Genomic DNA, 21,563 nt, shown 5'->3' with positions numbered 1-21,563 from the left:
AAGCAAGAACCCATGTTATTGGCATTGGCGCAATGGTTGCAGAACGACTACGGCTTCCTGCGCGTCTTCAACTATCTGACGTTCCGCGCCGTGATGGCATCGCTCACGGCGCTGGTGATCGGCCTCGGGTTCGGGCCGTGGGTGATCCGTCGCCTGACCGAGCTGAAGGTCGGCCAGGCCGTGCGCAGCTACGGTCCGCAAACGCATCTGGTCAAGGCCGGCACGCCCACCATGGGCGGCGTGCTGGTGCTCATCGGCATTGCCGTGTCGACGCTGCTGTGGGCCGACTGGGGCAACCGCTTCATCTGGATCGTGCTGCTGGTTACGCTCGGCTACGGCGCCGTCGGCTGGGTGGATGACTACCGCAAGGTCGTTCACCGTGACCCGAAGGGCATGTCTTCGCGCGAGAAGTTCTTCTGGCAGACCGTGATCGGCCTGTTTGCGGCGGCGTATCTGGCGTTCTCGGTGTCCGAGACCAGCAACATGCGCGTGCTCGAGCTGTTCATGGAGTGGGTGCGCAGCGGCCTGTCGCTGAACCTGCCGGCCAAGTCGCACCTGATCGTGCCGTTCTTCAAAGAGATCAGCTACCCGCTCGGCGTGTTCGGTTTCATCATCCTGACGTACCTCGTGATCGTCGGCTCCAGCAATGCGGTGAACCTGACCGATGGCCTCGATGGCCTTGTCATCATGCCGGTCGTGCTGGTGGGCAGCGCGCTGGGTGTGTTTGCCTACGTGATGGGTAGCGCTGTCTACAGCAAATACTTGCTGTTCCCGCACATTCCGGGTGCGGGTGAGCTGCTGATCTTCTGCTCGGCGATGGCCGGAGCGGGGCTTGCCTTCCTGTGGTTCAACGCGCATCCGGCGCAGGTATTCATGGGTGATGTCGGCGCGCTGGCGCTTGGCGGCGCGCTGGGCACCATCGCCGTGATCGTGCGTCAAGAAATCGTGCTCTTCATCATGGGCGGCATCTTCGTGGCGGAGACCGTCTCGGTGATGCTGCAGGTGACGTGGTTCAAGTTCACCAAGAAACGTTATGGCGAGGGCCGGCGCCTGTTCCGCATGGCGCCGCTGCATCATCATTTCGAGCTGTCCGGCTGGAAGGAAACGCAGGTGGTCGTGCGCTTCTGGGTCATCACCATGATGCTGGTGCTGATCGGCCTGTCGACCCTGAAGCTGCGGTGAGCACGGACATGACCGACTTGACCGACTCCATCACCCCGGACGACGATATGGCCGCCACGCAGCCGGACGCCGCCGTGGACGCCGTTGTCGCAACGCTCGATTCGGCCGAGCCGATGCCCGCCGCTGAAACCGCACAGGCGCCGCGCATGTTCGGCGAGTTCGAGGCGCCGGTGGTGCTGGTGCTCGGCCTCGGCGAATCCGGCCTCGCCATGGCGCGTTGGTGTGCCCGTCATGGCGCGCGCGTGCGCGTCGCCGATACGCGCGAGGCACCGGCCAACCTGCCGGTGCTGCGCGCGCATGTGCCGGACGCGGAATTTGTGAGCGGTCCGTTTGCCCTGTCGCTGCTGGACGGTGTGACGTTGGTGGCGATCAGCCCTGGCTTGTCGCCGCTGGATCCGAACGTCGCGGCGCTGCTGAACGCCGCCAATGCGCAGAGCGTGCCGGTGTGGGGCGAGATCGAATTGTTTGCCCGCGCGCTGGCCGGCCTCAAGGCCGCGCAAGGCTATGCGCCGCGCGTGCTCGCCATCACGGGGACGAACGGGAAGACCACCACCACGGCGCTCACGGGCGCCCTGGTCCAGCGCTCCGGCAAGACGGTCGGCGTGGCCGGCAACATCAGCCCGTCGGCGCTGGACAAGCTCAGCGAATGCGTTGATGCGGACACGCTGCCTGACGTGTGGGTGCTCGAGCTTTCCAGCTTCCAGCTCGAAACCACGCATACGCTGGACGCCGACGCGGCCACCGTCCTCAACATCACGCAGGATCACCTTGACTGGCACGGCACGCTGGAGGCCTATGCCGCTGCGAAGGGCCGCATCTTCGGCGCCAACACCGTGCGCGTGCTGAACCGTCAGGACGCGGGCGTGATGGCATTCGCAAGCAAGAACGGCGGCGATATCACCTTCGGCATCGATGAGCCGGGCACGCCCGATGCGCTCGGGCTGCTGCGCGATGGTGGCATGCCCTGGATCGTCCTGGCCGAGGCCGAACAGGACGAGCTGCCCAAGCCCACGCGTCGCAAGAAGGGCGACAACGCGCCCGCCGCAACGGTGCCGGTGCGCCTCAAGCGCCTGATGCCTGCCGACGCACTGCGCATCCGTGGCTTGCACAACGCGACCAACGCGATGGCTGCCCTGGCGCTGTGCCGTGCGATCGGCCTGCCCGTGAGCGCGCTGCTGCACGGCCTGCGCGACTACGCCGGCGAGCCGCATCGCGTCGAGCTGATCGCCGCGTTTGACGACATCGAATTCTTCGACGACAGCAAGGGCACCAACGTCGGCGCGACGGTGGCAGCGCTGTCGGGCTTGTCCAAGCACGTCGTGCTGATCGCGGGTGGCGATGGCAAGGGCCAGGACTTCTCGCCGCTGGCCGAGCCGGTCGCGCAGTACGCCCGGGCCGTGATCCTCATCGGCCGCGATGCGCCGCTGATTCGTGAGGCGCTGGCCAACACGGGTGTCGCGCTGATCGATGCGCCGACGCTGGAAGCCGCCGTGCAGGAAGCCGCCGCGCATGCGCAGCCGGGCGACGCCGTGCTGTTGTCGCCGGCGTGCGCAAGCTTCGACATGTTCCGCAACTACGAACACCGCGCCCAGGTGTTCCACGAGGCCGTGGTCGCGTTGGCGGCAGACCGAGGAGTCCTCCTATGAGCGACACCCAGATCAAGCGCAGCGGCTTCATCGGCGCGACCATCGGCAATGCGTGGGGCGGGCTGCGTGATGCCGTTTCAGGCGTCAAACCCACGCGCTCCAAGATGATGGAGTACGACCAGCCGCTGTTGTGGGTGGCGATCGTGCTGCTTGGCCTCGGGTTGGTGATGGTGTATTCGGCGTCGATCGCGTTGCCGGATTCGCCCAAGTACGCCAACTACAGCAACGGGCATTTCCTGATCCGCCACATCTTCTCGCTGGTAATCGGGCTGATCGGTGCGATCGTCGCATTCCAGATTCCGGTCAAGTTCTGGGACAAATACGCTCCGAAGCTCTTCATCATTGCACTGGTCCTGCTGGTGATTGTGCTCGTGCCGCACCTCGGCAAGGGCGTGAATGGCGCGCGCCGCTGGCTGCCGCTGGGCGTCATGAATTTCCAGCCGTCCGAGCTGATGAAGCTGGCGGTGGTGCTGTACGCCGCCAACTACACCGTGCGCAAGCAGGACTGGATGCAGAGCGTGCGCAAGGGGTTCCTGCCCATGGGCGTGGCCGTGGCGTTTGTCGGCTCGCTCCTGCTGTTGGAGCCGGACATGGGCGCGTTCCTGGTGATCGCGGCCGTGGCCATGGGCATCCTGTTCCTGGGCGGCGTGAACGGCAAGCTGTTCGGCGGCCTCGTGCTCACCGCGGTTTCCACCTTCTCGCTGCTGATCGTGGCGTCGCCCTGGCGGCGTGAGCGGATCTTCGCCTACCTGAACCCGTGGCAAGAGGAATACGCGCAGGGCAAGGCATACCAGCTCACGCACTCGCTGATCGCTTTCGGCCGTGGCGAGTGGACCGGCGTTGGCCTGGGCGGCAGCATCGAAAAGCTGCACTACCTGCCCGAGGCGCATACCGACTTCATCCTGGCGGTGATCGGCGAAGAGCTGGGCTTCGTCGGCGTGCTGATCGTGATCCTGCTGTTCTATTGGATGGTGCGCCGCGCATTCGAGATCGGCCGCACCGCGCTGCAGCTCGACCGTACGTTCGCCGGCCTCGTTGCCAAGGGACTGGGAATCTGGATCGGCTGGCAGGCCTTCATCAACATGGGCGTGAACCTGGGCCTGCTGCCGACCAAGGGCCTGACCCTGCCGCTGGTCAGCTACGGCGGCTCCGGCATCCTGATGAACTGCGTGGCGATCGCGGTGCTGCTGCGCATCGACTATGAAAACCGCGTGCTGATGCGTGGGGGCAAGGTATGACGGCAGGCAATTCGGCCGGTCTGGCGCCGCGCACGCTCCTCGTCATGGCCGGCGGTACGGGCGGTCACATCTTCCCCGCGCTGTCGGTGGCCAAGCTGTTGGCCGCGCGTGGCTGGAAGGTGGTGTGGCTCGGCAATGCGAACGGCATGGAAGGCCAACTTGTGCCCAAGCACGGTTTTCCGCTCGAGTCGGTGCAGTTCGGTGGTCTGCGCGGTAAGGGCCTCGTCATCAAGTTTCTGCTGCCGCTCAACCTGCTGCGTGCCTTCTGGCAGAGCCTCGGTGTGGTGCGCCGTGTGCGCCCGAACGTGGTGCTGGGCATGGGCGGCTATATCACCTTCCCGGGCGGCATGATGAGCGTGCTGCTGGGTCGCCCGCTGGTGCTGCACGAACAGAATTCGATTGCAGGGCTCGCCAACCGCGTGCTCGCGCGCGTGGCCGATCGCGTGCTGTGCGCATTTCCGAATGCGCTGGCCGGTGCTGAGTGGGTGGGCAATCCGATCCGCGCCGACCTCGCCACGCTGGCTTCGCCGCAAACGCGCTACGCCGAGCGAACCGGCCCGCTGCGCGTGCTTGTCGTGGGCGGCAGCCTGGGCGCAGCAGCGCTCAACGACGTGGTGCCCAAGGCGCTGGCGTTGCTGCCGGCCGATACGCGTCCCATCGTCATCCATCAGGCGGGCGCCAAGCAGATCGACACGCTGCGCGCCAACTATGCCGCTGCCGGTATCGACGATGCCCACGCACAGCCCGTGCCCTTTATCGACGACATGGCGGCTGCGTATGCGCACGCCGATCTCGTGATCTGCCGCGCCGGCGCCATGACCGTTTCAGAGGTGGCCGCGGCGGGTGTCGCGGCGCTGTTCGTGCCGTTCCCGCATGCCGTGGACGATCACCAGACCACCAATGCGCGCTTCCTCTCCGAACGCGGTGCGGCGCTGTTGGTGCCGCAGCAGGAACTGAGTCCGGCATCGCTGGCAGATACACTCGCGTCCCTGACGCGTGCGCAATTGGCCGATATGGCGGCTAAAGCACGTGAGCAGGCCCGGCCCGAAGCGGCCGAGCGTGTCGCCGACGTGTGTGTAGCGGTGGCACGGGCATAGGGAACGAATCGATATGAAGCACATCGTCAAGAACATCCATTTTGTAGGCATCGGCGGCGCGGGCATGAGCGGCATCGCGGAGGTGCTGCTGAATCTGGGCTACCGCGTGACGGGCTCGGATCTAGGCAGCAGTGCGACCACGCAGCGTCTGGCAACGCTCGGCGCGACGATCATGCAGGGCCACGCGCCGGAACATGTGATCGGCGCCAATGCCGTGGTGGTCTCCACCGCCGTGCGCGGTGACAACCCGGAAGTGCTGGCCGCGCGCGCCAAGCGCATTCCCATCGTGCCGCGTGCGGTGATGCTGGCTGAGCTGATGCGCCTGAAGCAGGGCATTGCCATCGCCGGTACGCACGGCAAGACGACGACCACCAGTCTGGTCGCCTCCGTGCTGGCCGAGGGCGGCCTGGACCCGACGTTCGTGATCGGGGGCCGTCTCAACTCCGCAGGCGCCAACGCGCGCCTCGGCACGGGCGATTTCATCGTCGCCGAGGCCGACGAATCCGACGCGTCGTTCCTCAACCTGTTCCCCGTGATCGAGGTCATCACCAATATCGATGCCGATCACATGGACACCTACGGGCACGACTTCGCGCGCCTGAAGCAGGCGTTCATCGAATTCACGCAGCGGCTGCCGTTCTACGGCATTGCCGTGCTGTGCGTGGACGACCCGAACGTGCGCGAAATCCTGCCGTTCGTCTCCAAGCCGGTCGTGCGCTACGGGTTTGCCGAAGACGCGCAGGTGCGTGCCGTCAATGCGCGCGCCGTCGATGGCCGCATGGAATTCACCGTGATCCGCCAGCTCAATGGCCATGCCGAGCCGCCGCTGTCGATCACGCTCAACCTGCCGGGCCTGCACAACGTGCAGAACGCGCTGGCCGCTATCGCCATCGCCACCGAACTGGAAGTGCCGGACGAAGCCATCGTCAAGGCGCTGGCCGAGTTCAACGGCGTGGGCCGCCGCTTCCAGCGCTACGGCGAAGTGCCGACCGCAGACGGCAAGGGCCGCTTCACGCTGATCGACGACTACGGCCATCACCCGGTCGAGATGGCTGCCACGCTGGCTGCGGCGCGCGGTGCGTTTCCCGGCCGCCGCCTCGTGCTGTCGTTCCAGCCGCACCGCTTCACGCGCACGCGCGATTGCTTCGAAGATTTCATCAAGGTGCTCGGGACCGTCGATGCGCTGTTGCTGGCCGAGGTGTATGCCGCTGGCGAGCCGCCCATCGTCGCCGCCGACGGCCGCGCCCTGACGCGTGCGCTCCGTGTGGCCAACAAGATCGAGCCGGTCTTCGTGGAACAGATTGAAGACATGCCGCAAGCGATTATCGATGCGGCGCAGGACGGCGACGTGGTGATCACCATGGGCGCTGGGTCGATCGGGCAGGTGCCCGGGCAAGTGGTTGCGTTGCAGGCGCAGGCGCGCACTGCAAACGTCGTGGATCTGAACGGAGGCGCCGCAGCATGACGACCGGTCCCTTTGTTCCCAATCCGACGATCGATCCGAAGTCCCTCGGCAAAGTGGGCGTGCTCATGGGCGGTCGTTCGGCCGAGCGCGAAATCTCGCTGATGTCCGGCAACGGCGTGCTGGCTGCGCTGCGCGCGCGCGGCGTCGATGCGCACCCGTTCGACCCGGGGCTGCAGCCCGTGGCCGATCTGGCCAAGCAAGGGTTCGACCGCGTGGTGATCTCTTTGCACGGCCGCTTTGGCGAAGACGGCACGATCCAGGGCCTGCTCGAGCAATTCGGCATTCCGTACACCGGCAGCGGCGTACTCGCATCTGCGCTGGCGATGGACAAGGAAGCCACCAAGCGCCAATGGCAGACCCACGGCCTGCCCACGCCCGATTTCGTGATGTTGCACGCCGGCGCCGACTGGCAAGCCGTGGCCGATCGCCTGGGCCTGCCGCTGATCGTCAAGCCGGCGCGCGAAGGTTCGTCGATCGGTCTGACCAAGGTCACGAGTGTTGCCGAGCTGCCCGCCGCCTACGAAAAGGCCGCGCGCCTGGACCGCGATGTGATGGCCGAGCAGTTCATCGAAGGCGACGAGCTGACCTGCCCGATCATCGGCGAGGGGGAGAGCGCTACGGCATTGCCGCTTATCCGGATCGTCGCGCCGCAGGCCAACTACGACTACCAGAACAAGTACTTCACCGACGACACGCGCTACGAATGCCCGGCACCGATTGCCGCCGACGTGGCCGCGCGCGTGCAGGCGCTGGTGGTGCAGGCATATCGCGGGCTGGGCTGCCGTGGCTGGGGCCGCGCCGACATCATGCTGCGCAAGTCCGACAACGCGCCGTTCCTGCTGGAGATGAACACGTCGCCGGGCATGACCGGCCATTCGTTGGTGCCGATGGGCGCCCGCGCGGCCGGCATCAGCTATGAAGATTTCGTATTGCAACTGGCGGCGAGTGCGTCGCTGGAGCTGCACGCGAGCACCGACTGGAAACCCGAGTAATCGACACAACGTCAGCGAAACCGGACAACACAACGTTATGTGGCACAACACCCGTCTCCTCAACGCCGTCGCGAGTGCGCTGTATGCGCTGCTCGCGCTTGGCGCGTTGGGCGTTGGGGCGATCTGGCTGATGCAGCGGCCGACGTTCCAGCTGCAGCAGGTGCGCGTGATGCCGATGGCGGGCAGCGAGTTGCGCCACGTGAATGTGCCGAGCCTGCGCGCCAACGCGTTGGCCAAGCTGCGCGGCAATTTCTTCTCGCTGAATCTGGACGATGCGCGTGCGGCGTTCGAATCGGTGCCGTGGGTGCGGCGCGCGAGCGTGCGCCGCGTGTGGCCCAACGGGCTGCTGGTGGAAGTGCAAGAGCACGAAGCGCTCGGCACCTGGGGCGGCAATGAGTCCGGCAAGCTGGTCAACACGTATGGCGAAGTCTTCGTGGCCAACCTGGCCGAAGCCGAGGACGACACCGACCTGGTGGCGCTGGCTGGACCCGAAGGTACCGAACAGGACGTGGTCGACAAGCTGGAGACCATGACCGAGTGGTTCAAGCCGATGAATGTCGAGCCGTTGAGCGTGACGCTCACCGACCGCTATGCGTGGCGCGCGCGGTTGTCCAACGGCACGGTCATCGAGCTGGGCCGCGAACTGAATGACGATGACCGCACCGCGCTGGCCGCGCGTGCCCGCCGCTTTGTGCGTGCGTGGCCGGAGGTGACCAAGCGCTGGGGCGGTCAGATTGAATACGCCGATCTGCGGTATCCCAACGGATTCGCAGTTCGTGCGGCGGGTGTGCGCTTCCTGACCGATGCGCAGGCTGCGGTGCTGGCCAAGGGGGGCAAGTTGCCCGGCACCGCGCGTGGCACCAGCGGTGCTGCAAAGCCGAAAGCCACGCTGGGGGGTAAGCCGGCGGCCAACAACAAAGCAACGCGAAGCACAGAGAAAACGCGATGAGCAAGGAATACAAGGATCTTCTGGTCGGGCTGGATATCGGCACCTCCAAGGTGGTGGCGGTGGTCGCCGAGCTGCGTCCTGACGGCGCCTACGAGGTCATCGGCATGGGCCAGACCGAATCGAAGGGGCTCAAGAAGGGCGTAGTCGTCAATATCGAGGCGACCGTCCAGTCGATCCAGAAGGCGCTCGAAGAAGCGGAGCTGATGGCCGACTGCAAGATCGGCGAGGTTTTCACGGGCATTGCCGGCAGCCACATCCGCAGCTTCAATTCGAGCGGCATGGTGGCGATCAAGGACAAGGAAGTCACCTCCACCGATGTGGCGCGCGTGATCGAGACCGCCAAGGCCGTCAACATCCCGACCGATCAGCAGATCCTGCACATCCTGACGCAGGAATTCATCATCGACGGTCAGGAAGACGTGCGCGAGCCGATCGGCATGAGCGGTATCCGGCTCGAGGTGAAGGTGCATATCGTGACCGGCGCCGTAAGCGCGGCACAGAACATCGTCAAGTGCGTGCGCCGTTGCGGGCTGGAAGTGCACGACCTGATTCTGCAGCCGCTGGCATCAAGCCTGGCCGTGCTGACCGAAGACGAAAAGGAACTCGGCGTGGTGCTGGTGGACATCGGCAGCGGCACGACCGACATCGCCATCTTCAGCGAAGGTGCGATCCGCCACACGGCCGTGATCCCCATCGCCGGCGACCAGATCACCAACGACATCGCCATGGCCCTGCGCACGCCGACGCCGGACGCCGAGGACATCAAGATCCAGTACGGCATCGCCAAGCAGGTGCTGGCCGATCCGGACGAGATGATCGATGTGCCGGGCGTCGGCGACCGTGGCCCGCGCACGCTTTCGCGCCAGGCGCTGGCCGCCGTAATCGAGCCGCGCGTGGAAGAACTCTTCTCGCTCGTGCATCAGGTGGTGCGCGAATCCGGTTACGAAGAACTGCTCTCCAGCGGCGTGGTGCTCACTGGCGGTACTGCAATGATGCCGGGCATGGTCGAGTTGGGTGAAGACATGTTCTTGAAGCCCGTGCGCGTGGGCGTGCCGGAGTACCGAGGCAACCTGCACGAAGTTGTGAAGAGCCCGCGTTACGCCACGGTGATGGGCCTGCTGCAGGAGGGTCGCGTGCAGCGCGTGCGCGGCCGCAAGGTCGTGGTGCAGTCCGGATCGGCCAAACAGATCTGGACACGCATGAAGGAATGGTTCATCGGCAATTTCTGAGCACGCATGTGCCGGGTGTTGAAGATGTGCTCCCTTGGGGGGAGCAAGTTGAGTTTCTTGTTTTGATGTTTTTTGTTCAGGAACCAGGAGTTGCGGCGGGGAGGCTGCATCGTCTGGGACTGATCACTTCTGGAGGCAATGATGGACTTCGACATGATTGAAACGGAAATGCAGGACGGCACCATCATCAAGGTGGTCGGCGTCGGCGGCGCGGGTGGCAATGCCGTGCAGCACATGATCAACCGCGGCGTGCAAGGCGTGGAATTCATCTGCATGAACACCGATGCGCAGGCGCTCAAGCGCTCCACCGCATCGCGCGTGCTGCAGCTCGGCAGCACGGGGCTGGGCGCTGGCGCCAAGCCGGAAGTCGGCAAGCACTGCGCAGAGGAAGCCCGTGAGCAGATCGCCGACGCACTGCGTGGCGCGCACATGGTCTTCATTACCGCCGGCATGGGCGGTGGCACGGGCACCGGTGCAGCACCGGTGGTTGCACAGGTCGCCAAGGAAATGGGCATCCTGACCGTGGGCGTTGTCTCCAAGCCGTTCGACTTCGAAGGCGCACGCCGTTCGAAGGTTGGCGAGCATGGCGCGAACGACCTCGAAGGCAACGTCGATTCGCTGATCGTCGTGCTCAACGAAAAGCTCTTCGAAGTCATGGGCGACGACGCCGAGATGGACAAGTGCTTCCAGTGCGCCGACGACGTGCTGCACAACGCGGTCGCCGGCATTGCGGAAATCATCAACGTCGACGGTCTGGTGAACGTCGACTTTGAAGACGTGAAGACAGTGATGGGCGAACAGGGCAAGGCGATGATGGGCACGGCCACCGTGTCCGGCGTCGACCGTGCGCGTCTGGCCGCTGAGCAAGCCGTGGCAAGCCCGCTGCTGGAAGGCGTGGACCTGTCGGGTGCGCGTGGCGTGCTGGTCAACATCACGGCCAGCCGCTCGCTCAAGCTGTCTGAGACCAAGGAAGTGATGAACACCATCCGCAGCTATGCCGCGGAAGATGCCACCGTCATCTTCGGTACGGTCTACGACGACGCCATGGGCGATGCGCTGCGCGTGACCGTGGTTGCCACGGGTCTGGGCCGCGCTGCTCGCAACAAGCAACAACAGCCGCAGACGATGACGCTGCTGAAGACCGGCACCGACAACCAGCCGGTGGCGTTCGGCGGTGGCGCCGGTCACTCGGTGGCAACGGCCCCGGACTACAGCAATTTCGACACCCCGGCCGTGTGGCGCAGCTCGCGTGAGTCGGCATCGGCTCACGTGGCGGCACTGCAAGAAAAGGGTGTCGACACGTACGACATTCCGGCATTCCTGCGCAAGCAGGCGGACTGATCGGGCCTGCGTAGGTTCGATAGCGCTCGCGCACGTCCGACTGCCTGCGGCACCGCACGCCGCGCGCGGTTCACGGCTCCCCTCCCGTGATCGCCGTTGTGTGATGGCCGGTCGCTGGTCAGTCGACAGCGCGCGACGAACCGGACACAGTCGTTGCCGCCGGGCAGGTTGGCCTCTGGCCGCCTCCCCGGAAGGGTTCACCCCGCCCGGCGGGTGTGTCCGTTCGTTGTGCCGCGCGCGGTGCGTTCCGAGCCAAGCGGCCTGATGGTGTTGTCTCCCAAGACCGCCCGCGTGATTCGTTCACGCGGGCGGTCTCGTTTTAAGAACCGGCTGCGCGCTCGCTCGGCAGGTTCTATGATCGCGATATCCACGCAACCGCTTCCTGACGATCATGATCCAGCCCGGTCAACCGCTTCCCGGCGCAACGCTCTACGAGTTCTTTGAAGTGGAAAAGGACGGCTGCGCGCTGGGCCCCAACGCTTTCTCCGTCCAGCATCTGGCCGAGGGCAAGACGATCGTCATCTTCGGGCTGCCCGGTGCGTTCACACCGACCTGCTCCGCGCGGCATGTGCCAGGCTACCTCGCCAACTACGACGCACTGCGCGCCAAGGGTGTCGACGAAATCTGGTGTGTGTCTGTCAACGACGCCTTTGTGATGGGCGCCTGGGCTCGCACGCAGGGCACCGACGACAAGATCCGCATGCTCGGCGACGGCAGCGCAGAGTTCACGAGCAAACTCGGCCTCGACCAGGATCTCTCCAAGCGCGGCATGGGCGTGCGTTCCCAGCGTTATGCGATGGTCGTGAAGGACGGTGTGGTAACTGCGCTACAGGTCGAAGCACCCGGACAGTTCTCCGTCAGCAGTGCCGAATCGATCCTCGCGGTACTCTGACGCCACGTCGCACACCCCACCAAATGGCGGAGTACCGCCGCCATCCCGCCCTGCTTCAAGACTGAGGCGACGGTGGCGCCGAATCTGCGTGCACTAATGTTGAGTCAATTCCGTGCACCCCTAACATCCCGATACAAAAGTCGTTTTGAAGGCAGGGATGTGAAAATGGTATGCTCAGGGTTATCACCTATGCAGACCGCATAGATAAAAACAATCGTACAAATTTCGTGAGTTGAGGGCGGCCATGTTGAAACAACGCACCATCAAGTCCCTCGTCAAGACCGTCGGCATTGGGTTGCACTCGGGCCGCAAGGTGACGTTGACGTTGCGCCCGGCAGCCGCAGGCACCGGCATCGTCTTCACGCGCGTTGACCTCGACCCGGCCGTCGAGATTCCCGCTACCGCAAGCGCCATCGGCGACACGCGCCTAGCGTCCGTGCTGCAAAAGGACGGCGCCCGCGTCTCGACCGTCGAACATTTGATGTCTGCGTGCGCGGGCTTGGGCATCGACAATCTCTATGTCGACGTCGACGCCGAAGAAATCCCCATCATGGACGGCAGCGCGGCCTCGTTCGTGTTTCTGCTGCAATCGGCGGGTATCGAAGAGCAGGGCGCAGCCAAGCGGTTCATTCGCGTGACGAAGCCGGTGGAAATCCGCGAGGGCGACAAGCTTGCCCGCCTCGATCCCTACTTCGGCTTCAAGCTGTCGTTCACGATCGAATTCCGCCACCCGGCCGTCGATAAGACCGGCCAGACGTTCGAGATCGACTTTGCCGATACGAGCTACACGCGTGAAATCGCCCGCGCCCGTACGTTCGGTTTCGCCCACGAAGTCGAGATGCTGCGCGAGGTCGGCCTGGCGCGCGGCGGTAGCCTCGACAACGCCATCGTGCTCGACGAACACCGCATGCTGAACAACGACGAACTGCGCTACGGCGATGAGTTCGTCCGTCACAAGATCCTCGACGCGATTGGCGACCTGTATGTGGTGGGCCACCCGCTGATCGCCGCATACACCGCGCACAAGTCGGGTCATGGCCTGAACAACGCGCTGCTGCGCGCGCTGCTGGCCGACGAAACGGCTTATGAGATGGTGACGTTCGACAAGGTGGAAGAAGCGCCGCGCGCGTTTCTGCCGCAGTGGCAACCGGCCTTCTCGTGATCGGCTGAGCGGTCGTTCGTATAAGAAAGCGCCCTGCGGGGCGCTTTTTATTTAGGCTTGGCCGCTGGCGCGACGTGTCGCGCAACCATTTCGGCCAGGGCCTCCCGGAGCGGCGAATCGGGCAGTTCATTGGCCAGGGCCGCCAGGCTGTTGACTCCAACTGCGGTCATCTTGGCGCGTTTAGGCGGCTTTTCGGTCTCTTGTGGCCATAAACTGTCATTCCCGCCCTGCGGTTGTACCCGTACACGAATTGCGGTAATCTGCGATCCCCGGCGCTGCAGACGTTCCAGCAAGGTGGGTACCACCTGCCGCAAGCGCGCCGCAGCCGCACTATGTGCGGCGAGCAACACCAGAGTCGCTTCGCGGCTGTCGCGCGCATCGTTCTTGATGCCACCGACGGCCACCCCGCCGCCCAGACCGGGTGGCAACAGCGACAACACCTCCGCTTCCAACGACGCCAATTGCCTGGCCGCCTGCATCAGCGGGCCGACCGAACCGGCACCCGAGAGCCAATCCTGAACGGGTTTAGCCACAGGCGTCTTGAGAGCGGGATGAACAAAGATTCGCATGCCGGCATTGTAGGGCGCTTCATCGCGCTTTCGTGCCGGTGGGCAGCTTTTTTGTCCGGAAAACGAGCGATGCAGATCATCCTGATTCACCCGCGCAAGGCCGGCGCAACGCATCTGTCGAGACGCGGCGTCTTCGTGGCTATCGGCGCGGCACTGCTGGCCGTGGCGGCCCTGTCCGTCGGTGCGACGTGGCTGGCGGCCAAGCAGGGCCTGCTGCCGGGTGCAGCCGCTTCGGAAGTTGCCGGCGCGGACCCGCGTGTCACCCGCGAGAACCTCAACCTGATGGCCGCGCGCATCGGCGAAATGCAGGCGCAAATTGCGCGCCTCGATGCGCTGGGCGCCCGGGTCTCGGGCTTGGCGGGTGTGCCGCCCCGCGAGTTCGATTTCAAATCCCAGCCGAGCCGAGGCGGGCCGGCGGGTGCGTTTTCGCGGCCGATGTCGATGCCGGAAATTCAGTCCGAGCTGAATCGCCTGACGCGCTCTGCCGACCAGCGCACCGATTACCTCAGCGTGCTAGAGAGCACCCTGATGGACCGCCAGATCCACGCGAAGATGATGCCCACCGTGCGCCCGGTAGCGACGGGTTACGACTCCTCGGGGTTTGGCACGCGGATCGATCCCTTCACGGGCCGCCGCACGCAGCATGACGGCGTCGACTTTGTGGGCCCGGTTGGCACGCCGATCGTAGCGGCCGCCGGCGGCGTGGTCGTCGCCAGTGAATTCCACCATGAATACGGCAACATGATCGATATCGATCATGGCAATGGACTGAAGACGCGCTATGCCCACGCGTCCAAGGTTTTCGTGAAGGTCGGCGACATCGTGAAGGCCGGCGAGCGCATCGCCCTGATCGGCCGTACTGGCCGCGCCACAGGCCCGCACCTGCACTTCGAGGTGCACGTCAACGACGTCCCGCAGAATCCGGTGGCCTTCCTGGAGAACGCCGGCCAGCCCAAGATGGCAGCCAACAAGGCGCCGGCGAAGGTCGCAGCGGCCGATATCGGCAAGAGCATGACCGCTGCGGGCCATTGAACCCGGCCGGGTTGCAATCAGGGGCGCCCGTCCCCAATTCAGCGTGAGTGTGTGCCTGCGTGCACGACGTTCCGCGCGGCCCTAAAGTGCGGCGTTCCTGCCACATCCCGCCGGTCTGCTGCCATCAAGCGGGTGTTTTGCACATGCTAAACTCCCGCCTTTGCGCCAACCCTTTCCGGGCCGTTGTGCTGCCTGTGTTTCGCGGTCTTTCTTGACGCGCTCCCCGGGTGGCTCGCCGGCCCTAGCCATCGATGATCACGGGCCTTCTCAAGAAGATTTTCGGCAGCCGTAATGAACGGCTGATCAAACAGTACCGCCGCAAGGTGGCGCAGATCAATGCGCTCGAGCCCAAGTTCGAAGCGCTCACCGATGCCGAGCTGCAGGCCAAGACCGAAGAATTCCGCCAACGCTTTGCCAAGGGCGAGACGCTCGACGCGCTCCTGCCCGAAGCGTTTGCCGTGTGCCGTGAGGCCAGCAAGCGTGTAATGAAGATGCGGCACTTCGACGTGCAGCTGATCGGTGGCATGGTGCTGCACGACGGCAAGATCGCCGAAATGCGCACGGGTGAAGGCAAGACGCTGACGGCTACGCTTGCTGTGTACCTGAACGCCATCTCTGGCCAGGGCGTGCACGTCGTGACGGTCAACGATTACCTGGCACAGCGCGACGCCGAATGGATGGGCCGCCTGTACAACTGGCTGGGCCTGTCGGTGGGGGTCAACCTGACCACCATGGACCATGACCAGAAGCAGGGCGCCTACGCATCGGACATCACCTACGGCACCAACAACGAGTTCGGCTTCGACTACCTGCGCGACAACATGGTGTACGACGCCGGCCAGCGCGTGCAGCGTCCGCTGAACTACGCGATCGTCGACGAGGTGGACTCCATCCTGATCGATGAAGCGCGTACCCCGCTGATTATCTCCGGCCAGGCGGAAGACCACACCGACCTCTACCGCCGCATGAACAGCATCCCGGCGCAGCTCACGCGCCAGATCGGCGAAGAGAAGTCGGATGGCACGGGCGTCGAGAAGCCGGGCGACTACTATGTCGACGAAAAATCGCACCAGGTCTATCTGACCGAATCCGGTCACGAGAAGGCCGAGCATATCCTGCTGCAAGCCGGTTTGATCGGCGAGGGCGAATCGCTCTACGCGCCGCAGAACATCACGCTGATGCATCACCTGTACGCCGCCCTGCGCGCGCACAGCCTGTTCTTCCGCGATCAGCACTACGTGGTGCAGAACGGTGAGGTGGTGATCGTCGATGAATTCACCGGCCGGCTGATGGCGGGCCGTCGCTGGTCCGACGGTCTGCACCAGGCGGTGGAAGCCAAGGAAGGCGTGCAGATCCAGCAGGAAAACCAGACGCTGGCGACCATCACGTTCCAGAACTACTTCCGCATGTACAACAAGCTGTCGGGCATGACAGGGACGGCGGACACGGAAGCGTACGAATTCCAGGAGATCTACGGCCTGGAAACCGTGGTGATCCCGACCAACCGCACGCCGCAGCGCAAGGACTTGCAGGATCAGATCTACAAGACTTCGAAGGAGCGCTACGACGCCGTCATTCGCGACATTCGCGATTGCTACGAGCGCGGCCAGCCGGTGCTGGTGGGCACGACGTCCATCGAGAACTCCGAACTGCTGTCGAACCTGCTGAACCAAGGGAAGCTGCCGCATCAGGTGCTCAACGCCAAGCAGCACGAGCGCGAAGCCGCGATCATTGCGGAAGCAGGCCGCCCCAAGGCGATTACCATTGCGACGAACATGGCCGGCCGCGGTACCGACATCGTGCTGGGCGGCAACGTGGAGAAGCAAGCGGGCTTTGTAATGGCCGACGCGTCGCTCTCCGACGAAGAAAAGGCCGCGCGCGTGAAGCAGTTGCAGGACGAATGGCAATCGCTGCACGAGCAGGTGAAGGCGGCGGGCGGTCTGCACATCATCGGCACCGAGCGCCACGAGTCGCGCCGGATCGACAACCAGTTGCGCGGCCGTGCTGGCCGTCAGGGCGACCCCGGTTCGTCGCGCTTCTATCTGTCGCTGGACGATCAACTGCTGCGCATTTTCGCGGGTGACCGCGTGCGCGCGATCATGGATCGCCTGAAGATGCCCGAAGGCGAGCCGATCGAAGCCGGCATCGTCACACGCTCCATCGAATCGGCGCAGCGCAAGGTCGAAGGCCGCAACTTCGACATCCGCAAGCAGCTGCTGCAATACGACGACGTTTCCAACGACCAGCGCAAGGAACTCTACAAGCTGCGTAACGAGATTCTCGAAGCGCAGGATGTGGGCGATCTCGTCAAGAACCTGCGTGAATCCGTGTTCACCGAGCTGTTCCGCACGTACGTGCCGGCGGAGACCATGGAAGAGCAGTGGGATGTTGCCGGTCTGGAAAAGACGCTGCGTGAAGACTGGGGCGTGGATCAGCCGCTGGTGAAGACGCTGGAAGCCGCCCAGTCGATCGAAGACGAAGACCTGCTCAAGATGGTGCTGGACGCCACTGAAGCGGTGTACGAAGGCAAGGTGGCGCAGGTTGGTCGTGAGTCCTTCGCCGGCTTCGAGCGTTCGGTGATGCTGCAAAGCCTCGACACGCACTGGCGTGAGCACCTGGCGGCGCTCGACATGCTGCGTCAGGGTATCCACCTGCGCGGCTATGCGCAGAAGGACCCGAAGCAGGAGTACAAGCGCGAGTCGTTCGAACTCTTCGGCCGCCTGCTCGACACCATCCGCAACGAGGTCACGCGTATTGTCTTCACGGTGCGCATCCAGTCGCAGGAAGAGCTGGAGCAAGCCTCCGAACAGATCGAAGAAGATCTTTCCGCGCTAAGCAACGTGCAGTACAAGCACGACGAGTTCAGCGAACTCGCCGAAGTGGCTGCCGGCGATGCCGAGATTCATGGCGCAACGCCGGCCATGGCCGCACCGCGATCGGTGGCATCGGCTGCTGCCGCCGCACTCGCCGACGAAGTGCCGAAGGTTGGCCGCAACGACCCGTGCCCATGCGGTTCGGGCAAGAAGTACAAGCAGTGCCACGGCAAACTCGCCTGACGCTGCTTCGCTCCGTTTTCTGTTGATTCACGATGCCCGCACTGCGGGCATCCTCATTTGAAAGGTGTGCTCCATGGCTGTGAATCTCGTCGCGCCCGCCGCTGACTCCCTGTTGCCGATAGACGGCGTGGACCTCGGCTGGGCCGAGGCCGGTGTGCGCAAGGCCAATCGCAAGGACGTGCTGCTGGTTCGTATCGCCGAGGGCTCGACGGTGGCCGGTGTGTTCACGCAGAACCGCTTCTGCGCGGCACCTGTGCAGGTGTGCCGCGAGCATCTGGCGAGCGGCAAGGGCGCACGTGCGATCGTCGTGAACACGGGCAATGCGAACGCCGGTACCGGCGCGCCTGGCCTTGCGCATGCGCGCCAGACCTGCGATGCCGTGGCCAAGCTGCTGGGCGTGTCGCCGGAGCAGGTGCTGCCGTTTTCCACGGGCGTGATCCTGGAGCCGCTGCCAGTCGACCGCATCATCGCCGGACTGCCTGCTGCTGAGGCGAACGCCAAGCCGGACAACTGGCTGGCCGCCGCCGAGGCCATCATGACTACCGACACCGTACCCAAGGCAGCGTCGGCCACGTGCACGTTGTCGGGCAAGACCGTGCGCATGTCGGGCATCAGCAAGGGTGCGGGCATGATCCGTCCGAACATGGCGACGATGCTCGGCTTCATCGCGACCGATGCCAATGTGGATGACGCGGTGCTTCAAGGGCTGGTGCGCCATGCCGCCGATCATTCGTTCAACAGCGTGACGGTCGATGGCGATACCTCCACCAACGACTCGTTCGTCGTCATCGCGACGGGCCGGGCCGGTACGCCGCGCATCGATTCCGAATCGCACCCCGACTACGCCGCGCTGCGCGATGCGCTGACGGGCCTCGCACAAGAGCTGGCGCAGAAGATCGTGCGCGACGGCGAGGGCGCAACGAAGTTCATGACCATCCAGGTCGAGGGCGGCCGCAACGTCGAGGAGTGCCGCTTGATCGCTTACGCGGTCGCGCACTCGCCGCTGGTCAAGACCGCGTTTTACGCATCGGACCCCAACCTGGGGCGCATCCTGGCGGCCGTCGGCTACGCTGGCGTGACCGATCTCGATGTGAACGGCGTGAACCTGTGGCTCGACGATGTATGGGTCGCGCGTGACGGTGGCCGCAACCCCGACTACCGCGAGGAAGACGGTCAGCGCGTGATGAAGCAGGCGGAGATCACCGTGCGTATCGCGCTCGGTCGCGGCGACGCCAGCGCCACCGTGTGGACGTGCGATTTCTCGCACGACTACGTGTCGATCAACGCGGACTACCGTTCGTAATCCGGAGTCCGCTGCTATGTCGTCCGATCTTTCCGCACGGCTCGACCGCTTTCTCGGGCGGCTTGAGCAATGGCTGCCGCCTGAACTGACCGAAGCTGACTGGAACGAGGCTGTTGCCTTTCGCTGGCGCAAACGCCAGAGCTTGTTCGGCAACATCGGCTATCTCGCGCCGATCCGGCAACTGCCGCCGATCCATCTGAGCGATCTGCACAACATCGAGCGCCAGAAAGACGCCATCGTCGCCAACACGCGTCAGTTCGTGCGCAAGTTGCCGGCCAACAACGTGCTGCTGACGGGCGCGCGGGGCACCGGCAAGTCGTCGCTCATCAAGGCGTGCCTGAACGAGTTCGTGAAGGACGGCCTGCGCCTGGTCGAAGTCGACAAGGACGATCTGGCGGACCTGGGCGATATCGTCGAGCGCCTCTCGGCGCGCCCGGAGCGCTTCGCGATCTTCTGCGATGACCTCTCGTTTGAAGAGGGTGAATCCGGCTACAAGGCGCTGAAGTCTGCGCTGGACGGTTCGGTGGCGACGCAGTCGGACAACGTGCTGATCTACGCGACGTCAAACCGGCGCCATCTGTTGCCGGAATACATGAAGGACAACGAGACCTACCAGCACACATCGGATGGCGAAATCCATCCGGGCGAGGTCGTGGAAGAGAAGATCTCGCTCTCGGAGCGCTTCGGGCTGTGGCTGTCGTTCTACCCGCCCAAGCAGGACGAATACCTGACCATCGTCGGCCACTGGCTCAAGCATTTCGGCTGCAGCGACGAGGACATCGCCGCTGCGCGTGGCGATGCGCTGGTTTGGGCGCTCGAGCGTGGTTCGCGCTCTGGCCGGGTGGCATGGCAGTTCGCCCGCGACTGGGGCGGCAAGCACGGGCGGCAGCATGTCGACTGACAATCTGGCGCAAGTGCCACCGACACACACACCTGACGGCCGCAAGATCACCGAAGTGGCCGTCGGTGTGCTGGTGCAGCCAGACGGCCAGTTCTTGCTGGCGCAGCGTCCAGAGGGGAAGCCGTATGCGGGCTACTGGGAATTCCCGGGCGGCAAGCTTGAAGCGGGCGAATCGGTCGAGGCCGCGCTCACGCGTGAGCTGAAGGAAGAGCTGGACGTCACGTTGCGCACCTGCGTGCCCTGGCACACCATCGAGCACGACTACGCGCACGCGTACGTGCGCCTGCACTTCTGCAAGGTCACGGCCTGGGACGGCACGCTGCGGGCGTTGGAAGGCCAGGATTTCGCTTGGCAGACGTTGCCGATCAGCGTGGATCCGGTGTTGCCGGCAACGTTGCCCGTCTTCGAATGGATGCGCGAGGAAGCGATGGCTAGTTGAGCCTGCCGGTCGTATCGTTGCCCGGCGCGTCGGGCAGGTCGTCTTCTTCGACTACGGGGATGGTGTACTGCTCGGCAGCCCAGGCACCCAGGTCGATCTGCTTGCAGCGCTCAGAGCAGAAGGGGCGATAGCGGCTCTCCGGCACCCAAGGCACGGCCTTGCCGCAGCTGGGGCATTTGACGGTCTTCACATTCATGATGCGGCTCAGAAATTACAGAGCTTCAGCTGGAACGGGATATCCGCATCGACCGGCTTGGGTCGCAGGTCGCCATCCTGCTGGGTAAAACGCACCCAGAGCATGTATTTGTTGGCGCTGATTTCGGGGATGAACCCCAGCGCCGACTCATCCAGGCGCACCTGCATCAGCTGGTACACGCGGCCCGACAGCATCTGCTGATAGCTTCCAGCGTTAGCAATCACCTTGCCACTCTGGCCCGACTCGCGCAGCAGCCGCAGCACGATCATCGTGGCGTCGCGCAGCGGTACCAGCGGTTGGGCCCATTTGACGATATCGGCGCGGCGGCGCTCGGCGGGGTGATGCTGCCATGCAAAATACGCCGGCAGATCGAATTCACATGTCCCACCTGGAATGATGGCGCGGCTGCGGATGCTCGTCAGCCACTCGTTGTCGGCAATCAGCTGGCCGGCCTTGCCATGTGTGGCGGTGAGATTGCCCGAGGCGGTTTCCAGTTCGCTGATGACGGCGTCGAGCGCGTCTTGATCGATCTGCGGGTTGGCGCGCAGCGCGGTGAGCGTCTGGCGCTGGCGATCGAGTTCTTTCAGCAGATCGGATTTGAGATCGGCACGCCCGGCCACGTCGACCACTTCGAACAGCGTGGTTAGTGCCACGTGGTGTTGCAGCGGGTGCTCCTGCACGAGAAAAAAATCCAGCCGCTCGAACAGGTCTTCGAGACGCAGCAGCGTCCGAATGCGTTCGTTGAAGGGATATTCGTACAGGATCAAAACTTGGGTGCCCGGTGTGCTGGCCTGCTGGCATATGCGGCCCCGAAGCCCATTTGGCCTCGATCTGCCCGCATTCTATGCGAGACCCTCGTTCATCACAATGCAAA

At 64.4% G+C, this 21,563-nt stretch carries 19 protein-coding genes; 16 read left to right on the top strand and 3 right to left on the bottom strand.

The genetic code is table 11. From position 1 onward, the window contains the following. Positions 1 to 12 precede the first annotated feature (12 nt). From mraY to lpxC, 11 genes are all read left to right on the top strand, one after another. Complete coding sequence (gene mraY, locus RP6297_RS12820; protein WP_009241610.1) at positions 13 to 1,182, top strand: phospho-N-acetylmuramoyl-pentapeptide-transferase; 1,170 nt, start codon at positions 13 to 15, stop codon at positions 1,180 to 1,182. Between the two features lie 146 nt (positions 1,183 to 1,328). Beyond that, the gene (gene murD / locus RP6297_RS12815) at positions 1,329 to 2,828 is read left to right on the top strand and encodes a UDP-N-acetylmuramoyl-L-alanine--D-glutamate ligase (protein ID WP_009277679.1); all 1,500 of its coding nucleotides are present in this window, start codon (positions 1,329 to 1,331) and stop codon (positions 2,826 to 2,828) included. Continuing rightward, entirely contained in the window at positions 2,825 to 4,066 is a 1,242-nt protein-coding gene (ftsW, locus tag RP6297_RS12810) for a putative lipid II flippase FtsW (RefSeq protein WP_009241608.1), read from the top strand. The genes murD and ftsW overlap by 4 nt, the downstream gene beginning before the upstream one ends. Then, positions 4,063 to 5,163 carry an undecaprenyldiphospho-muramoylpentapeptide beta-N-acetylglucosaminyltransferase gene (gene murG / locus RP6297_RS12805; protein WP_009241607.1) on the top strand — a complete coding sequence of 367 codons (1,101 nt, stop codon included), beginning with the start codon at positions 4,063 to 4,065 and terminating at the stop codon, positions 5,161 to 5,163. Before ftsW ends, murG begins: the two co-directional genes overlap by 4 nt. 13 nt (positions 5,164 to 5,176) lie before the next feature. Then, complete coding sequence (gene murC / locus RP6297_RS12800; protein WP_009241606.1) at positions 5,177 to 6,628, top strand: UDP-N-acetylmuramate--L-alanine ligase; 1,452 nt, start codon at positions 5,177 to 5,179, stop codon at positions 6,626 to 6,628. Continuing rightward, positions 6,625 to 7,620 carry a D-alanine--D-alanine ligase gene (locus RP6297_RS12795; protein WP_009241605.1) on the top strand — a complete coding sequence of 332 codons (996 nt, stop codon included), beginning with the start codon at positions 6,625 to 6,627 and terminating at the stop codon, positions 7,618 to 7,620. The genes murC and RP6297_RS12795 overlap by 4 nt, the downstream gene beginning before the upstream one ends. 37 nt (positions 7,621 to 7,657) lie before the next feature. Continuing rightward, positions 7,658 to 8,569 carry a cell division protein FtsQ/DivIB gene (locus RP6297_RS12790; RefSeq protein ID WP_009241604.1) on the top strand — a complete coding sequence of 304 codons (912 nt, stop codon included), beginning with the start codon at positions 7,658 to 7,660 and terminating at the stop codon, positions 8,567 to 8,569. Next, the gene (gene ftsA, locus RP6297_RS12785) at positions 8,566 to 9,798 is read left to right on the top strand and encodes a cell division protein FtsA (RefSeq protein WP_004633059.1); all 1,233 of its coding nucleotides are present in this window, start codon (positions 8,566 to 8,568) and stop codon (positions 9,796 to 9,798) included. Before RP6297_RS12790 ends, ftsA begins: the two co-directional genes overlap by 4 nt. Before the next feature lie 141 nt (positions 9,799 to 9,939). Further along, complete coding sequence (ftsZ, locus tag RP6297_RS12780) at positions 9,940 to 11,139, top strand: cell division protein FtsZ (RefSeq protein ID WP_009241603.1); 1,200 nt, start codon at positions 9,940 to 9,942, stop codon at positions 11,137 to 11,139. Positions 11,140 to 11,530: 391 nt separating this feature from the next. Beyond that, entirely contained in the window at positions 11,531 to 12,031 is a 501-nt protein-coding gene (locus RP6297_RS12775; protein ID WP_009241602.1) for a peroxiredoxin, read from the top strand. A gap of 244 nt (positions 12,032 to 12,275) precedes the next feature. Further along, the gene (lpxC, locus tag RP6297_RS12770) at positions 12,276 to 13,193 is read left to right on the top strand and encodes a UDP-3-O-acyl-N-acetylglucosamine deacetylase (RefSeq protein ID WP_009241601.1); all 918 of its coding nucleotides are present in this window, start codon (positions 12,276 to 12,278) and stop codon (positions 13,191 to 13,193) included. A 47-nt stretch (positions 13,194 to 13,240) separates the two neighbouring features. On the opposite strand, the gene RP6297_RS12765 is transcribed toward lpxC, so the two are convergent. Beyond that, the gene (locus RP6297_RS12765; protein WP_009241600.1) at positions 13,241 to 13,762 is read right to left on the bottom strand and encodes a DciA family protein; all 522 of its coding nucleotides are present in this window, start codon (positions 13,760 to 13,762) and stop codon (positions 13,241 to 13,243) included. 69 nt (positions 13,763 to 13,831) lie between these two features. Between RP6297_RS12765 and RP6297_RS12760 the strand changes: the two genes are divergently transcribed. From RP6297_RS12760 to RP6297_RS12740, 5 genes are all read left to right on the top strand, one after another. Next, positions 13,832 to 14,794, top strand: coding sequence for a M23 family metallopeptidase (locus tag RP6297_RS12760; protein ID WP_009241599.1), 963 nt, complete (start codon positions 13,832 to 13,834; stop codon positions 14,792 to 14,794). A gap of 251 nt (positions 14,795 to 15,045) precedes the next feature. Next, a complete protein-coding gene (gene secA / locus RP6297_RS12755; protein WP_009241598.1) occupies positions 15,046 to 17,850 on the top strand; it encodes a preprotein translocase subunit SecA in 2,805 nt (934 codons plus the stop codon). Positions 17,851 to 17,923: 73 nt separating this feature from the next. Beyond that, positions 17,924 to 19,153, top strand: coding sequence for a bifunctional glutamate N-acetyltransferase/amino-acid acetyltransferase ArgJ (gene argJ, locus RP6297_RS12750; RefSeq protein WP_009241597.1), 1,230 nt, complete (start codon positions 17,924 to 17,926; stop codon positions 19,151 to 19,153). A gap of 16 nt (positions 19,154 to 19,169) precedes the next feature. Next, the gene (locus tag RP6297_RS12745; protein ID WP_009241596.1) at positions 19,170 to 20,054 is read left to right on the top strand and encodes an ATP-binding protein; all 885 of its coding nucleotides are present in this window, start codon (positions 19,170 to 19,172) and stop codon (positions 20,052 to 20,054) included. After that, on the top strand, positions 20,044 to 20,493 hold the full coding sequence (locus RP6297_RS12740) for an NUDIX domain-containing protein (RefSeq protein WP_009241595.1): 450 nt from the start codon (positions 20,044 to 20,046) through the stop codon (positions 20,491 to 20,493). The genes RP6297_RS12745 and RP6297_RS12740 overlap by 11 nt, the downstream gene beginning before the upstream one ends. On the opposite strand, the gene RP6297_RS12735 is transcribed toward RP6297_RS12740, so the two are convergent. Further along, positions 20,486 to 20,689: a DNA gyrase inhibitor YacG gene (locus RP6297_RS12735; protein ID WP_009241594.1), complete on the bottom strand. Its 204-nt coding sequence runs from the start codon at positions 20,687 to 20,689 to the stop codon at positions 20,486 to 20,488. The genes RP6297_RS12740 and RP6297_RS12735 overlap by 8 nt on opposite strands. 8 nt (positions 20,690 to 20,697) lie before the next feature. Beyond that, the gene (zapD, locus tag RP6297_RS12730) at positions 20,698 to 21,456 is read right to left on the bottom strand and encodes a cell division protein ZapD (protein ID WP_009241593.1); all 759 of its coding nucleotides are present in this window, start codon (positions 21,454 to 21,456) and stop codon (positions 20,698 to 20,700) included. Between the last annotated feature and the right edge of the window lie 107 nt (positions 21,457 to 21,563).

This window comes from Ralstonia pickettii (assembly GCF_016466415.2).
GTDB lineage: Bacteria > Pseudomonadota > Gammaproteobacteria > Burkholderiales > Burkholderiaceae > Ralstonia > Ralstonia pickettii.
Note: the sequence above shows the minus strand (reverse complement) of the source record. Positions and strands in the feature narration are given on the sequence as shown.

Excerpts from the sequence above, each read along its gene's own strand:
- mraY (WP_009241610.1), top strand. The coding sequence starts at position 13 with ATGTTATTGGCATTGGCGCAATGGTTGCAGAACGACTACGGCTTCCTG.
- murD (WP_009277679.1), top strand. The coding sequence starts at position 1,329 with ATGTTCGGCGAGTTCGAGGCGCCGGTGGTGCTGGTGCTCGGCCTCGGC.
- ftsW (WP_009241608.1), top strand. The coding sequence starts at position 2,825 with ATGAGCGACACCCAGATCAAGCGCAGCGGCTTCATCGGCGCGACCATC.
- murG (WP_009241607.1), top strand. The coding sequence starts at position 4,063 with ATGACGGCAGGCAATTCGGCCGGTCTGGCGCCGCGCACGCTCCTCGTC.
- murC (WP_009241606.1), top strand. The coding sequence starts at position 5,177 with ATGAAGCACATCGTCAAGAACATCCATTTTGTAGGCATCGGCGGCGCG.
- RP6297_RS12795 (WP_009241605.1), top strand. The coding sequence starts at position 6,625 with ATGACGACCGGTCCCTTTGTTCCCAATCCGACGATCGATCCGAAGTCC.
- RP6297_RS12790 (WP_009241604.1), top strand. The coding sequence starts at position 7,658 with ATGTGGCACAACACCCGTCTCCTCAACGCCGTCGCGAGTGCGCTGTAT.
- ftsA (WP_004633059.1), top strand. The coding sequence starts at position 8,566 with ATGAGCAAGGAATACAAGGATCTTCTGGTCGGGCTGGATATCGGCACC.
- ftsZ (WP_009241603.1), top strand. The coding sequence starts at position 9,940 with ATGGACTTCGACATGATTGAAACGGAAATGCAGGACGGCACCATCATC.
- RP6297_RS12775 (WP_009241602.1), top strand. The coding sequence starts at position 11,531 with ATGATCCAGCCCGGTCAACCGCTTCCCGGCGCAACGCTCTACGAGTTC.
- lpxC (WP_009241601.1), top strand. The coding sequence starts at position 12,276 with ATGTTGAAACAACGCACCATCAAGTCCCTCGTCAAGACCGTCGGCATT.
- RP6297_RS12765 (WP_009241600.1), bottom strand. The coding sequence starts at position 13,762 with ATGCGAATCTTTGTTCATCCCGCTCTCAAGACGCCTGTGGCTAAACCC.
- RP6297_RS12760 (WP_009241599.1), top strand. The coding sequence starts at position 13,832 with ATGCAGATCATCCTGATTCACCCGCGCAAGGCCGGCGCAACGCATCTG.
- secA (WP_009241598.1), top strand. The coding sequence starts at position 15,046 with ATGATCACGGGCCTTCTCAAGAAGATTTTCGGCAGCCGTAATGAACGG.
- argJ (WP_009241597.1), top strand. The coding sequence starts at position 17,924 with ATGGCTGTGAATCTCGTCGCGCCCGCCGCTGACTCCCTGTTGCCGATA.
- RP6297_RS12745 (WP_009241596.1), top strand. The coding sequence starts at position 19,170 with ATGTCGTCCGATCTTTCCGCACGGCTCGACCGCTTTCTCGGGCGGCTT.
- RP6297_RS12740 (WP_009241595.1), top strand. The coding sequence starts at position 20,044 with ATGTCGACTGACAATCTGGCGCAAGTGCCACCGACACACACACCTGAC.
- RP6297_RS12735 (WP_009241594.1), bottom strand. The coding sequence starts at position 20,689 with ATGAATGTGAAGACCGTCAAATGCCCCAGCTGCGGCAAGGCCGTGCCT.